The organism is Burkholderia sp. EMB26, from assembly GCF_024730645.1.
Taxonomy (GTDB): Bacteria; Pseudomonadota; Gammaproteobacteria; order Burkholderiales; family Burkholderiaceae; genus Burkholderia; species Burkholderia cenocepacia.
The window spans coordinates 2,924,551-2,939,025 of sequence record NZ_CP078071.1 but is presented as its reverse complement, the minus strand read 5'-3'; the positions used below and the strand labels follow the sequence as shown (position 1 = coordinate 2,939,025).

At 65.9% G+C, this 14,475-nt stretch carries 11 protein-coding genes; 4 read left to right on the top strand and 7 right to left on the bottom strand.

Translation table 11 applies throughout. The annotated features are described in order from the left end of the window. Positions 1 to 114: 114 nt before the first annotated feature. The 3 genes from dxs to KU887_RS29990 all read right to left on the bottom strand — a co-directional run bounded on the left by dxs (position 115) and on the right by KU887_RS29990 (position 3,275). Positions 115 to 2,019 (bottom strand): 1-deoxy-D-xylulose-5-phosphate synthase, encoded by a 1,905-nt coding sequence (dxs, locus tag KU887_RS30000; protein WP_006486458.1) that lies wholly within the window; start codon positions 2,017 to 2,019, stop codon positions 115 to 117. An 81-nt stretch (positions 2,020 to 2,100) separates the two neighbouring features. Continuing rightward, complete coding sequence (locus tag KU887_RS29995) at positions 2,101 to 2,985, bottom strand: polyprenyl synthetase family protein (protein ID WP_006486453.1); 885 nt, start codon at positions 2,983 to 2,985, stop codon at positions 2,101 to 2,103. Further along, positions 2,982 to 3,275 carry an exodeoxyribonuclease VII small subunit gene (locus tag KU887_RS29990; protein WP_006479428.1) on the bottom strand — a complete coding sequence of 98 codons (294 nt, stop codon included), beginning with the start codon at positions 3,273 to 3,275 and terminating at the stop codon, positions 2,982 to 2,984. Before KU887_RS29990 ends, KU887_RS29995 begins: the two co-directional genes overlap by 4 nt. Before the next feature lie 270 nt (positions 3,276 to 3,545). Between KU887_RS29990 and KU887_RS29985 the strand changes: the two genes are divergently transcribed. Together KU887_RS29985 and KU887_RS29980 are read left to right on the top strand one after the other, a co-directional pair. Beyond that, a complete protein-coding gene (locus KU887_RS29985; protein ID WP_006486437.1) occupies positions 3,546 to 4,652 on the top strand; it encodes an aromatic ring-hydroxylating dioxygenase subunit alpha in 1,107 nt (368 codons plus the stop codon). Positions 4,653 to 4,769: 117 nt separating this feature from the next. Next, positions 4,770 to 5,639, top strand: a complete 870-nt coding sequence (locus KU887_RS29980; protein WP_006486463.1) for a sulfurtransferase — start codon at positions 4,770 to 4,772, stop codon at positions 5,637 to 5,639. A 54-nt stretch (positions 5,640 to 5,693) separates the two neighbouring features. Here KU887_RS29980 and KU887_RS29975 read toward each other — a convergent pair whose 3' ends face one another. From KU887_RS29975 to polA, 3 genes are all read right to left on the bottom strand, one after another. Then, a complete protein-coding gene (locus KU887_RS29975; protein WP_006486435.1) occupies positions 5,694 to 6,569 on the bottom strand; it encodes a dienelactone hydrolase family protein in 876 nt (291 codons plus the stop codon). Between the two features lie 360 nt (positions 6,570 to 6,929). Further along, positions 6,930 to 8,264, bottom strand: a complete 1,335-nt coding sequence (locus KU887_RS29970) for an NAD(P)/FAD-dependent oxidoreductase (RefSeq protein WP_006486476.1) — start codon at positions 8,262 to 8,264, stop codon at positions 6,930 to 6,932. A 278-nt stretch (positions 8,265 to 8,542) separates the two neighbouring features. Further along, positions 8,543 to 11,296 (bottom strand): DNA polymerase I, encoded by a 2,754-nt coding sequence (gene polA, locus KU887_RS29965; protein WP_077190784.1) that lies wholly within the window; start codon positions 11,294 to 11,296, stop codon positions 8,543 to 8,545. A gap of 1 nt (position 11,297) precedes the next feature. Here polA and KU887_RS29960 point away from each other — a divergent pair, with 1 nt between their 5' ends. Beyond that, positions 11,298 to 12,056 carry a TIGR00730 family Rossman fold protein gene (locus KU887_RS29960; protein ID WP_006486470.1) on the top strand — a complete coding sequence of 253 codons (759 nt, stop codon included), beginning with the start codon at positions 11,298 to 11,300 and terminating at the stop codon, positions 12,054 to 12,056. Between the two features lie 380 nt (positions 12,057 to 12,436). Next, positions 12,437 to 12,727: a hypothetical protein gene (locus KU887_RS29955; RefSeq protein WP_258256706.1), complete on the top strand. Its 291-nt coding sequence runs from the start codon at positions 12,437 to 12,439 to the stop codon at positions 12,725 to 12,727. Positions 12,728 to 12,841: 114 nt separating this feature from the next. Here the strand turns inward: KU887_RS29955 and KU887_RS29950 are convergent, their stop codons facing one another. After that, on the bottom strand, positions 12,842 to 14,368 hold the full coding sequence (locus KU887_RS29950) for an AMP nucleosidase (RefSeq protein ID WP_012493190.1): 1,527 nt from the start codon (positions 14,366 to 14,368) through the stop codon (positions 12,842 to 12,844). Positions 14,369 to 14,475 lie beyond the last annotated feature (107 nt).

Sequence of the window (14,475 nt, the reverse complement as noted above, 5' to 3'; positions counted from 1 at the left end):
TGCCGCATCATGCGGCAGCCGGAAAAGCAACATGGGCCCGCAGGCCCATGTTTTCCGCATCAATGAAGACCGGTTGCGCCAGTCGCACCGACGCCGCCCGCGGGCGGCGCCAGCTTACGCGACGCGCTTCGCCTGACCGGCGACATCGGCCGCCGGATTCAGAAAGCGTTCGCGAATCGATTTCGCGATACCCGCGCCGTCGAGGCCGCATTGCGACAGCAGCTTCGCGGGGTCGCCGTGATCGATGAACAGGTCAGGGAGGCCCAATTGTAGTACGGGTCGGATAACCCCACTCTCCATCAGGGCTTCCACGCAGGCCGAGCCCGCGCCGCCCATCACGCAGCCTTCCTCGACCGTCACGACGTAGTCGTGCGTTTCGGCGAGCTCGCGCACGAGCGCTGCGTCGACCGGCTTCACGAAGCGCATGTTCGCGACCGTTGCGTCGAGTTCCTCGGCCGCGGCGAGCGACGGTGCGACCATCGTGCCGAACGCGAGGATCGCGACGCGCTTGCCTTCCGGCTGCGACGTGCGGCGACGCACTTCACCCTTGCCGAGCGGGATCTCGGTGAATTCCTTCACCGTCGCCACGCCCGTACCCGCGCCGCGCGGATAGCGCACCGCAGTCGGGTTCGGCTGCTGCAGCGCCGTGTGCAGCATCTGGCGGCATTCGTTCTCGTCGGATGCGGCCATGATCGTCATGTTCGGGATGCAGCGCATGAACGCGAGATCGTACGCGCCCGCATGCGTCGCGCCGTCCGCGCCGACGAGGCCCGCGCGGTCGATCGCGAACACGACCGGCAGGTTCTGCAGCGCGACGTCGTGGATCAGCTGGTCGTACGCACGCTGCAGGAACGTCGAGTAGATCGCGACGACGGGCTTCAGCCCTTCAGTCGCGAGACCGCCCGCGAACGTCACCGCATGCTGCTCGGCGATGCCGACGTCGTAGTAGCGATCCTTGAAGCGCTTCTCGAACTCGACCATGCCCGAGCCTTCGCGCATCGCGGGCGTGATGCCGACCACGCGCGTATCGCGCTCGGCTTCATCGCACAGCCACTCGCCGAATACCTGCGTGTACGTCTTCTTCGCGGGCGTCGTCGACGGCTTGATGCCTTCGGCCGGGTTGAACTTGCCGGGGCCGTGATAGAGCACGGGATCCGCTTCGGCGAGCTTGTAGCCCTGGCCTTTCTTCGTCACGACGTGCAGGAACTGCGGGCCGCGCAGTTCACGGATGTTCTGCAGCGTCGGGATCAGCGAATCGAGATCGTGACCGTCGATCGGGCCGATGTAGTTGAAGCCGAACTCCTCGAACAGCGTGGCCGGCACGACCATGCCCTTCGCGTGCTCCTCGAGCTTGCGCGCGAGTTCGAGCACCGGCGGCGCGACGCTCAGCACGCGCTCGACGCCCGCGCGCGCAGCCGCATAGAAGCGGCCCGACATCAGGCGGGCGAGATGGCGATTCAGCGCGCCGACCGGCGGCGAGATCGACATGTCGTTGTCGTTGAGGATCACGAGCAGCTTCGCATCTTCCGACACGCCCGCGTTGTTCATCGCCTCGAACGCCATGCCGGCCGTCATCGCGCCGTCGCCGATCACGGCGATCGAGAAGCGGTCGTCGCCGTTCAGCTGGCTGCCGATCGCCATGCCGAGCGCCGCCGAGATCGACGTGCTCGAGTGCGCGGTGCCGAACGTGTCGTATTCGGATTCGCTGCGACGCGGGAAGCCCGAGATGCCGTCGTACTGACGCAGCGAATGCATCTGGTCGCGGCGGCCCGTCAGGATCTTGTGCGGGTAGGTCTGGTGACCCACGTCCCAGACGATGCGATCGTTCGGCGTGTTGAACACGTAGTGCAACGCGATCGTCAGCTCGACCGTCCCGAGGTTGGACGACAAATGGCCGCCCGTCTTCGACACGCTGTCGAGCACGAACGCGCGCAGTTCATCCGCGAGCGGTTGCAGTTGGCGACGATCGAGGCGGCGCAAATCCGCCGGGTCGTCGATGGTTTTCAGCAAGTCGTACATCGTCGTTCCATTGTAGGAAATCAAACGCGCCCGCATTCTTTTGCACGCACCGTAGCGTGTGCGCGGCGGCGGGCTTTCGCGTCAGCTGACCCGGTTCACTACCAGGTCGGCAAGTTCGGCCAGACGCTGTGCGCGTGCGCCGAACGGTTTCAGCGCATCGTGCGCTTCGGCGCGCAGCTGCGCTGCCAGCTCGCGCGACGCCTCGAGACCGAGGATCGATACATAGGTCGGCTTGTCGTTCGCCGCGTCCTTGCCGGCCGTCTTGCCAAGCGTCGCCGAATCGGTCGTGACGTCGAGAATGTCGTCGACGACCTGGAAGGCCAGACCCACGGCCCCCGCGTACACGTCCAGCGCAGCCATCGTTTCCGTCGAAGGCGTCTCGCCGGCCAGCGCACCCATCCGCACGGCCGCGCGCAGCAAGGCGCCCGTCTTCATCCGGTGCATCGTCTCGAGCTGTTCGCGCGTCAGCTTCAGGCCGACGCTCGCCAGGTCGATCGCCTGCCCGCCGGCCATGCCGATCGAGCCGCTCGCGAGCGCCAGCTCGCGCACGAGCGCCGCCTGCTGCACCGGCGACAGCGCGTCGGCGTCGGTCAGCGCGACGAACGCCTGCGATTGCAGCGCATCGCCGACCAGCAGCGCCGTCGGCTCGTCGTACTGCACGTGCACGGTCGGCTTGCCGCGACGCAGCGCGTCGTCGTCCATGCACGGCATGTCGTCGTGCACGAGCGAGTAGACGTGGATCATCTCCAGCGCCGCCGCCGCCGCGTTGCGTGCCGCCTCCGTCGCACCGGTCAGCTCGCCTGCTGCATGGCACAGCAGCGGGCGAACGCGTTTGCCGCCACCGAGGACCGCGTAGCGCATCGCCTCGTGAAGTTTCGCGGGCATCGCGGTTTCAGCCGGCAGATAGTGGCCGAGTGCGTCCTCGACACGGTCAAGCACGGACCGCATCCATTGTTCGAATGTCATAGATCGTCGTCTTCGCCGTCCGTGGCGGCCGTTCCGGACGAAAGCGGCTTCAGCGTCGCGCCGTCGAGCACGCGAACCTGCTGCTCCACTTTCTCGAGCTGCTGTTGGCAAAACGCAACGAGGGTCGCACCGCGGCGATACGCCGCCAGTGAATCCTCGAGGCTCAGCGCGCCGCCTTCCATCCGGGCAACCAGCGTCTCGAGTTCCGCGAGCGCCATCTCGTAATTGTCCGGCAACGGTTCGGTGCCATTGCCGGGCGGCGTGGCGCCTGGGGATGCGGTTTTCGCCATGGACGAGGGTGTCAAATTTCAAAACAAGTCGGACATTCTACGGCAAAAGAGAATTTTCCGACCTGCCGTCTTGGGCGCCCGCGCACAATCCCGGCCCCATCTTCGATGCACAGTGTGCGCCTTTCGACGGCCGCCCGACAAAAAATTGACACAAATCAGGCACTTAATCCTAGCCTTGCGAGGCGAACCGGGTATAATTCTCCGTTTCCCTAAATCGATTTTTCGATGGTTGGGTTGTTCACTGCTTTCACGCTAACACCGGGAGTGGGAATGTCCAATCTGAGCGATGCGCTTCAGTTGAAGTCGGCCCACAGCCAGCTTCCAGTCACTGCATATTTCGATGAGGCGCTACTCGAGCGCGAGATCGAAACCCTCTTCAAGAAAGGACCTCGTTACGTCGGGCACGAGTTGATGGTGCCCGAGGCGGGGGATTATTTTGCGCTGCCGTCCGAGAAGGAAGGCCGCGTGCTGGTCCGCAACCAGACGAACCAGATCGAACTGCTGTCGAACGTGTGCCGCCACCGGCAGGCGATCATGCTCAACGGGCGCGGCCACACGCAGAACATCGTGTGCCCGCTGCACCGCTGGACGTACGACCTCGAAGGCGAGCTGCTCGGCGCACCGCACTTCCCCGACAAGCCGTGCCTGAACCTCGGCAAGAGCCCGCTGCAGAACTGGCAGGGGCTGCTGTTCGAGGCCGAGGGCCGCAACGTCGCGCGCGATCTCGCCAACCTCGGCACGAAGCATCACTTCGACTTCTCCGAGTACCAGTTCGATCACGTCGAAGTGCACGAGTGCGATTACAACTGGAAGACGTTCATCGAGGTCTACCTCGAGGATTATCACGTCGTCCCGTTCCACCCGGGCCTCGGCAGCTTCGTGTCGTGCGACGATCTCAAATGGGAGTTCGGCGACTGGTACAGCGTGCAGACGGTCGGCGTGCACAACGCCCTCGCGAAACCGGGCAGCGCGACCTACCAGAAATGGCACGAGCAGGTGCTGAAGTTCCGCAACGGCGTGCCGCCGGAGTTCGGCGCGATCTGGATGGTCTACTACCCGGGCCTGATGATCGAGTGGTATCCGCACGTGCTGGTCGTGTCGTGGCTGATCCCGCGCGGGCCGCAGAAGACGACCAACATCGTCGAGTTCTATTACCCCGAGGAAATCGCGCTGTTCGAACGCGAATTCGTCGAGGCCGAGCGCGCCGCCTACATGGAGACGGCCGTCGAGGACGACGAGATCGCGATGCGGATGGACGCGGGCCGCCGTGCGCTGATGGCGCGTGGCGAGTCGCAGGTCGGCCCGTACCAGAGCCCGATGGAAGACGGGATGCAGCACTTCCACGAGTTCCTGCGCCGCCACCTCGGCGACCTCTGACAGCGGAGGCGGCGCGTTGCCGCCGCCCGGCCGCCGGCAAACGAAAAGACGGGCTTCGGCCCGTCTTTTTTTGTTTAGACTTGGAGTGTCAGGCCATTTGCACTCCAGGGAGCCGTCATGCCACACACTCATTACACCACGCTCATCTCCGCCGCCAATCTCGCCGAGCGCCTGGCCGCGGCGCCCGGCAGCGTGGCGCTGTTCGACTGCCGCTTCGATCTCGCCGATCCCGGCGCCGGCGAAGCCGCCTACGCGGCCGGCCACCTTCCCGGCGCGCAATACCTTCATCTCGACCGCGACCTGTCGGGCCGCAAGACGGGCACCAACGGCCGCCATCCGCTGCCGACCCGCGACGCGCTCGCCACGCTGCTCGCCAGCCGCGGCCTCAAGCAGGGCCAGCAGGTCGTCGCGTACGACGCGCAAGGCGGCGCCTATGCGGCGCGCCTGTGGTGGCTGCTGCGCTGGCTCGGTCACGATTCGGTCGCGGTGCTCGACGGCGGCCTGCAGGCGTGGGAAGCGGCCGGCCAGCCGCTGACGACCGACGTGCCGCAACCGGCCGCCGGCGACTTCCGCGCCGCAACGCCGCTCGAATCGACGGTCGATGCAGCGGCCGTGCTCGCAAACGTGTCGTCGGCCGCGCGCGTGGTGATCGATGCACGCGCACCGGACCGCTATCGCGGCGAGAATGAAACGATCGATCGGGTGGGCGGCCACATTCCCGGTGCGCGCAACCGCTTCTTCAAGGACAACCTGGCCGCCGACGGCCGCTTCAAGACCGGCCATGAATTGCGCGAGGCGTTCGCCACCGTACTGGCCGGCACCGAGCCAAACCGCGTGATCCTGCAATGCGGCTCCGGCGTCACCGCCTGCCACAACGCGCTGGCGCTGGAAGTGGCGGGCCTGCACGGCGCGTCGCTGTACCCGGGCTCGTGGAGCGAATGGAGCGCCGATCCGTCGCGACCGATCGCGACCGGCCCGACGCCGTAAGCGCGCGTACGGCGCGGCAGTCACGCAGCGGCGGCCTCGGCCGCCGCTTGCCGTTTACATCACGCCGAACTTGTGGAACCACTCGATCGCGCGTTTCCAGCCATCCTCGGCATCGGCCTTCACGTAGCTCGGCCGGTAGTCGGCGAAGAACGCATGGCCGGCATCCGGATACACGACGATCTCCGATTCGCGCGCGAGCTTCGAATCGCTCGCCTGGATCGCCTTGCGCATGTTCGCGAGCGACGCCTGCGTGATGTTCTGATCCTTCTCGCCGTACAGGCCGAGCACCGGCACTTTCAGCAACGACGCGTGATCGACCGGGTTGAACGGCGTCATCTCGTCGGTCTTGCCTTCGACGAACCCGTACCACGCCACCGCGGCCCGCACGTGCGGATTGTGTTCCGCATACAGCCACGCCTGGCGACCGCCCCAGCAGAACCCGGTCACGCCGAGGCGCGTCAGGTCGCCGCCGTTCTTGCCGGCCCACGCGACCGTCGCATCGAGATCCTCCGTCACCTGCCGGTCCGGCACCTTGCTGACGATGTTGTCGACCAGCGCCTGGATCGTCGGATATTTCGCCGCGTTGCCCTGTCGCGCAAACAGGTCCGGCGCGATCGCCAGATAGCCGAGCTTCGCGAAGCGCCGGCAGACGTCGGCGATATGCGCGTGCACGCCGAAGATCTCGTGAATCACGATGACGACCGGCAGGTTCGTCTTGTCGACCGGCTGCGCGCGATAAGCCGGCACGCTCGCATCGCCCGAGCGGATTTCGATGGTGTCGACGTCCAGGCCGGCGCTGTCGGTCGTGACCGTCTGCGCCGACACGGGCAGCACGGCCGCCGCGAAGGTGCCGCCGAGCGCAGCCTGCATGAACTTGCGGCGCGAGAACGGGACATGGGGGACCAGGCTGTCGACTTCGGGTTTCAACATGAATGCACTCCTCGATTGGGCGCCGCCGTCACGATCGCGGAGACGGCATGACGGGGCATCGCACCGGCGCGCGGCGCGGATGTTGCGGCGGTTGGCACCCCGCCGCAAACGAAAACCCGGACAAGATGCCCAATAATCCGTTGTCGCGTCAACTGTCAGATGTGTAAGACTCGATTACGACGCGGTGCGGCGATCGCATCGATCATCGCGCGGCAGCCTGGCGACGGCCTGCCGAATCACCGTGCGGCGGCGCGTAGCGACGATCGCCGCGCGACCGAATCCTTGCGAATCGAAAAGAAAAACGGGCGGGGAATACGCAGGACATTGCGCATTCCCCGCCCGCTCCGCACACGAGCGCGATCAGTGCAGCTTGACGCGCGGCAGCGTCGTGCGTCGCAGCCAGTGCGCAATCGTGTCGAGCATCATCCGCGGATAACCGTGCAGCGCGGCAATGTGCATCCGGTACAGCGACATGTACATGAAGCGTGCGAACAGCCCTTCGATCAGCATGTTGCCGCCGATCAACCCGCCCATCAGATTGCCGACCGCGCTGAAATGGCCGAGCGACACGAGCGAGCCCAGGTCGCGATACGTGAATTCGGGCAGCGGACGCCCTTCCAGCCGACAGCCGATCGCCTTCAGCAGGAAGCTCGCCTGCTGGTGCGCGGCCTGCGCGCGCGGCGGCACGTTGCGCTCGTTACCAGGCCATGCGCATGCCGCGCAATCGCCGAGCGCGAATATGTTGTCGTCGGTGAAGGTTTGCAGCGTGCGGCGCACGTCGAGCTGGCCCAGCTTGTTGACCTGGAGCCCATCGAGATTCGCGAGCACCGACGGCGCCTTGATGCCGGCAGCCCAGACCGTCAGGTCGGCACGCACGACCTTGCCGCTCGCCGTGTGGACGGCCCCGGGCGCCACCTCCGTCACGCGCTCGGCGAGCATCAGCCGCACGCCGATCTTTCCGAGCAATTCAGCCGTCGCCGACGAGACGCGCTCCGGCAGCGCCGGGAGGATCCGCGGCCCCGATTCGATCAGCACGATGCCGACGTCGTGCCGTGGATCGAGTTTGTGCAACCCGTAGGCCGACAACACCTGCGCGGTATTGCGCAGTTCCGCGGACAGCTCGACGCCCGTCGCGCCGCCGCCGACGATCACGACCTGGATACGCGGCTCGGCCGACTCGCCCGGCGCGGTCGGCGCCGGCGCCTGGTGCTCCGCGCGCATGCATGCCGCGATCAGCCGCTTGCGGAAGCGTTCGGCCTCCCCGACCGTGTCGAGCGCGATCGCGTTTTCCGGTGCGCCCTGCACGCCGAAGAAGTGGGTCGTGCTGCCGATCGCGATCACGAGCGTGTCGTATTCCAGCTCGCGTGCCGGCAACAGTTCCGCGCCGTCGCTGTCGTTGATCGGCGACAGCGTAACGCGCTTCGCCGCGCGGTCGAGCCCGGTCAGCTCGCCCTGCTGGAACTCGAAGCCGTGCCAGCGCGCCTGCGCCGCATATTCGAGCTCCTGCGTGAACGGGTCCATGCTGCCGGCCGCGACTTCGTGCAGCAGCGGTTTCCAGATGTGCGTCGGATTGCGGTCGACGAGCGTGACGAGCGCACGCGCGGGACGATTGCCGCGCGCGCCGTAACGGTCGCCGAGCCGCGTCGCCAGTTCCAGGCCGCCGGCACCTCCGCCTACGATGATGATCCGATGCATCCGATTCCCCCTTTGCGATTCGAAACTGCTGCCGCCGGATGAAGCAAACGCCGTGCACTCGCGCCGCCCGGTGGATTAACCGGTTCGGACATCATCGATGTGCAGTTCGAAGCACTTCGATGCATCCGATCCGGAACGCGGGGCGCGCCGCCCCGCGTCAATGACATGATTGACATGTATTGTCCGGGAGCTTGCGCGTTGACCACAAGCAAACCATCTCGATATTCAGCATCCCTGCAACAATATGCCGCGGGAAACGGGAATCGCTCGGGGGTGCGTCAGTGTGCCTCTTCCCAGTTCGCGCCGGCACCCACTTCGGCGACCAGCGGCACCTTCAGCTTCGCGACGCCGCACATCATTTCCGGCAGTTTCTCGCGCACGAGCGACAGCTCGCCTTCCGGCACCTCGAGCACCAGTTCGTCGTGCACCTGCATGATCATCCGCGATGCAAGCCCGTCGCGCGTGAGCCAGTCGTCCACCGCGATCATCGACAGCTTGATCAGGTCGGCCGCCGTGCCCTGCATCGGTGCATTGATGGCCGCGCGCTCGGCCGCCTGACGGCGCGGGCCATTGCCGCCGTTGATCTCGGGCAGCCACAGGCGGCGACCGAAAACGGTTTCGACGTAGCCCTTCTCCTTCGCGGTTGCGCGCGTGTCTTCCATGTACTGCGCGACGCCCGGATAGCGGGCGAAATAGCGGTCGATATAGAGCTTCGCCGCGTCGCGCGTGATGCCGAGGTTCGATGCGAGCCCGAACGCGCTCATCCCGTAGATGAGCCCGAAGTTGATCACCTTCGCGATCCGGCGCTGGTCGGAATTGACCTCCAGCGGCGTCACGCCGAACACCTCGGCGGCCGTCGCGCGGTGAATGTCCTCGCCCTGCGAGAACGCGCGCAACAGCGACGCGTCGCCGGAGATGTGCGCCATGATCCGCAGTTCGATCTGCGAATAGTCGGCCGATACGATCCGGTGGCCCGGCGATGCAATGAACGCCTCGCGGATGCGCCGGCCTTCGGCCGTGCGCACCGGAATGTTCTGAAGATTGGGATCGTTCGACGCCAGGCGGCCCGTGACCGCGACGGCCTGCGCATAGTTCGTATGCACGCGGCCGGTGGTGGGATTCACCATGCGCGGGAGCTTGTCGGTATAGGTCGACTTCAGCTTCGACAGCCCGCGATGCTCGAGCAGCAGCTTCGGCAGCGGGTAGTCCTCGGCCAGCTTCTGCAGCACTTCCTCGTCGGTCGACGGCGCGCCGCTCGGCGTCTTTTTCACGACCGGCAACTGCAGCTTCTCGAAGAAGATCTGCCCGATCTGCTTCGGCGAGCCGAGATTGAATTCGCCGCCCGCCAGTTCGTACGCCTGCCCCTCGAGTTCGATCAGGCGCGTCGCGATTTCGGTGCTCTGCGCGTGCAGCCGCGCATCGTCGATCAGCACGCCCGTGCGCTCCATTTTGCGCAGCACGAGCGACACCGGCATCTCGATCTCGCGGTACACGCGCTCGAGGCCCGGCTCGCGCGCGACCTGCGGATACAACGCGTGATGGAGCTGCAGCGTGATGTCCGCATCTTCGGCTGCGTATTCGGCGGCCTGCGCGAGCGCCACTTCGTCGAAACCGATCTGCTTCGCGCCCTTGCCGGCCACGTCTTCGTACTTGATCGTCTTGACGCCCAGATGACGCAGCGCGAGGCTGTCCATGTCGTGCGTGCGGTGCGATTCGACCACGTACGATTCGAGCAGCGTGTCGTGCTCGATGCCGTTCAGTTCGATGTCGTAGTTCGCGAGCACCTGTGCGTCGTACTTCAGGTGCTGGCCGACCTTCTTGCGATCGGCCGATTCGAGCCACGGCTTCAGGCGCGCGAGCACTTCGTCGAGCGGAAGCTGCTCGGGCATGTCGGGCCCGCGGTGCGCGACCGGCAGGTAGGCCGCCTTGCCCGGCTCGACCGAGAACGACAGGCCGACGAGCCGCGCGAGCATCGGATCGAGCGCGGTCGTCTCGGTGTCGAACGCGGTCAGCGCGGCCGCGTCGATCTTCGCGAACCACGCGTCGAACTGCTCCCAGGTCTGGATCGTGTCGTATTCGCGCACGACGTCGGTCGCGATCACCGGGGCCGGCTCGCCTTCCGGCGCATCGGCGCCACCGCCTTCCGCGGGTGCGTTCTCGACTTCGCGCAGCCAGGTCTTGAAGCCGTAGCGCGCGAAGATGTCGCGCAACAGCTCGCGCGCCTCGCCGTCGGTCTTCAGCGACGCTTCGATCGATTCGAGATGCGGCGCGAGATCGCATGACGTGTCGACGGTCACGAGCTTGCGGCCGAGCGGCAGGAAATCGAGCGCGCGGCGCAGGTTGTCGCCGACCACGCCCTTGATGTCGGCCGCGTGCGCGATGACGCCGTCGAGGCTTTCGTATTGCGACAGCCACTTCACGGCCGTCTTCGGCCCGCACTTCTCGACGCCCGGCACGTTGTCGACGGTGTCGCCGATCAGCGCGAGATAGTCGATGATGCGCTCGGGCGGCACGCCGAACTTCGCGAGCACGCCATCGCGGTCGAGCGTCTCGTTGGTCATCGTGTTGACGAGCGTGACGCGCTCGGTCACGAGCTGCGCGAGATCCTTGTCGCCGGTCGACACGATCACGTTCATCCCGTGCCGTTCGGCTTCGCGCGCGAGCGTGCCGATCACGTCGTCGGCCTCCACGCCTTCGACCATCAGCAGCGGCCAGCCGAGCGCGCGCACGGCGCCGTGGATCGGCTCGACCTGCAATGCGAGATCGGGCGGCATCGACGGACGGTTTGCCTTATAGTCGGCATAAAGGTCGTCGCGGAACGTCTTGCCCTTTGCATCGAACACGCAAGCGCTATACTCTGCACTGACTTCCTTGCGCATACGGCGCAGCATGTTGATGATTCCGTAGAGCGCTCCGGTCGGCTCCCCGCCAGGGCCACGCAAATCAGGCATCGCATGGTAAGCCCGATACAGATAGCTCGAACCGTCAACCAATAGCAGGGTCTTACCTTCCAGATTTCGTTCTTCAGGCATTATGAACAAGAGAAAAGTGATTCCGAGTCTGCGTTCGCTCGCAGATCAAGAACGCGCGACGGCCAAGAAGGCGCGCGCATCGTGGCAGATGTTCACGATTATGGCAGAGTTTATCGAGGCGACCGAGTACCTGTCGGAGATCCGCCCGGCTGTCAGCATCTACGGTTCTGCCCGCCTCAAACCCGATACCCCGCACTACAAGCTCGCCGCGCAGATCGCGCGCAAGCTGTCGGACGCCGGCTTCGCGGTGATCTCCGGCGGCGGCCCCGGCATCATGGAAGCCGCGAACAAGGGCGCGCACGCCGGCAAGGCGCCGTCGGTCGGCCTGAACATCGAGCTGCCGCACGAGCAGGCCGGCAACCACTATCAGGACATCTCGCTGCGCTTCCGCCACTTCTTCACGCGCAAGGTCACGTTCGTGAAGAACTCGGATGCGGTGATCGTGATGCCGGGCGGTTTCGGCACGCTCGACGAACTGTCCGAAGTGCTCACGCTGATCCAGACGAAAAAATCGCGCCTCGTGCCGATCATCCTCGTCGGCAGCGAATTCTGGCAGGGGCTGCTGCAGTGGTTCCGCGATCAACTGATTCCGATGGGCCTGATCAATCCGGAAGACATGGATCTGATGCAGGTGATCGACGACCCCGACCAGGTGCTCGACGCGGTGCTCGCGTTCTACGAGGACAGCGGCGAGGAAGAAGGTTCGGACGAGGAGGATCATCCGCCGCGCCCGGAAGAAGACCGGATGTTCTATCTGTAACCGGTCGGTGACGACAGCCGGCCGAGCGCCGGCTGTCGTGCTTTTCATGCGACGGAAGTGCGCTCCGGCGGCTCGCCGGGCGTGACTTTGTAACGCGCTGTTAATACCCGTTCACCGCCGCGCGCGGTCGAATGTCAAATCCCCGCAGCCGGCGCTGCACCATGCGGCGGGATCGGCCGCACCAGCCGGCCCCCAATGTCAAACGGCGGGCCCATCGCGTGCCTGCGCGCCGCCAATCCTCCGTAATAATCACGACTCGCCTTTTCCGTCGTGCCGCAGCACACTGCATTGTGTCGGCGCGGCGTTCCCCCGGTGGAACGGTCCCCCTCGCTTCCATCGCGTCGCGCCGGCCTATTCATCACGACACCACGGAAAAGAACATGCAACGCTCGCTGATCGCCCTCGCCTTTGCCGGCCTCGGCCTTTCGCTGTCCGGCCTCGCTCACGCCGTCAACGTCGACGTCAACATCGACACGCCCGCGCCGGTCGTCGTCGCCCCCGCGCCCGTCGTGGTCGCCCCGGCGCCGGCGATCATCGTCGGCTGGCATGGCGACCGCTACTGGGACGGCCGCCGCTACTGGGAGCGCCGCGAGTGGGAGGATCACCAGCGCTATCGCGGTCGTGGCGGCTATCACTGCCCGCCGGGACACGCGAAAAAGGGCGAGTGCTGAGCGCCTGAGCGAAGGCCCGTCGGGCCCGCACGCGGAAGCAGAAAAACGAAGGCCGCACGCGAACGAAGGTTCGCGTGCGGCCTTTGTCGTTGCGCATGCCGCTGCGCGGTGGCGTTACTGAAACGCCACTTCCGCAAAGCTCCGCAGCTTGCGGCTATGCAGCTTGTCAAGCCCGTTCGTGCGCAGGATCTCCATCGCCTTCACGCCGATCTGCAGATGCTGGTCGACCTGCCCGCGATAGAACGTGTCGGCCATGCCCGGCAGTTTCAGCTCGCCGTGCAGCGGCTTGTCCGATACGCACAGCAACGTGCCGTACGGCACCCGGAAGCGGAAGCCGTTGGCTGCGATCGTCGCGCTTTCCATGTCGAGCGCGATCGCGCGGCTCTGCGACAGCCGCTGCACGGGCTCGCGATGGTCGCGCAGTTCCCAGTTGCGGTTGTCGACGCTCGCGACCGTGCCCGTACGCATCACCCGCTTCAGTTCCGCGCCCTCCAGCCGCGTGACCTCGGCCACGCCGCGCTCGAGCGCGAGCTGCACTTCGGCCAGCGCCGGAATCGGCACCCACAGCGGCAGGTCGGCGTCGAGCACGTGATCTTCCCGCACGTAACCGTGCGCGAGCACGTAGTCGCCGAGGCGCTGCGTGTTGCGCAGGCCCGCGCAGTGACCGAGCATCACCCAAGCGTGCGGACGCAGCACCGCGATGTGATCGGTGATCGTCTTCGCGTTCGACGGGCCGACGCCGATGTTGACCATCGTGATCCCGCTGCCGTCCGCGCGCTTCAGGTGATACGCGGGCATCTGCGGCAGGCGCGGCGGCGCGGTGCCCTCGGCCGGCTCGCTGCCGAGGTTCGCGTTGTACGTGACGACGTCGCCCGGCTCGACGAACGCGCTGTACTCGCTGCGGTACGCGCGCACCTCGGGATCGTCGCTTTCGGTCATCAGCGTGCGGCCGAGCTTCACGAACTCGTCGATGTAGAACTGGTAGTTCGTGTAGAGCACGTAGTTCTGGAAATGCGTGGGCGACGTCGCCGTGTAGTGACGCAGCCGGTGCAGCGAGAAGTCGACGCGGGCCGCCGTGAACAGCGCGAGCGGATGCGGCTCGCCCGGCGCCGGCTCGAACGTGCCGTTGACGATGCGGTCATCGAGATACGACAGGTCGGGCGTGTCGAAGATGTCGCGCATCGCGAGCAGGCGGTCGCGATCGAGTTCGCCCTCGAGATGGATGCCTTCCGGAAACGCGAAATGGATCGGAATCGGCTGCGACGACACGCCGATCTCGATCTTGACATGGTGGTTCTTCGACAGCAGACGCAATTGCTCGCGGTAGTAGTTCGCGAAGAGATCGGGGCGCGTGACGGTCGTCTCGAATACGCCGGGACCCGCGACGAAGCCGTACGAGCGGCGCGAATCGACGTGCGTGTTGACGTCGGTCCGGATCCGCACGAACGGGTAGCACGCGCGCACGTGCTCGGTAATCGCTTCGTGGCGGCGATAGCGCGCGAACGCATCGCGCAGGAAGCCCGTATTCGTGTCGTAAATGGCGGACAGCCGCGCGACGGCGGCGACCGGATCGTCGAAAGCCTCGACCGACGGGCTTTCGGGCGACAGCACACGGTGCCGGCGGCTCAAATCGTTTTTCATTTTCATCACCTCGTCAGATCCGACGACATTACCACGGAACCCGGTCGCCCTTATGGCCGCCCCTGCGCACGCAGGGGCCGGATGGCGCGCAGTATTTGCTAAAATCG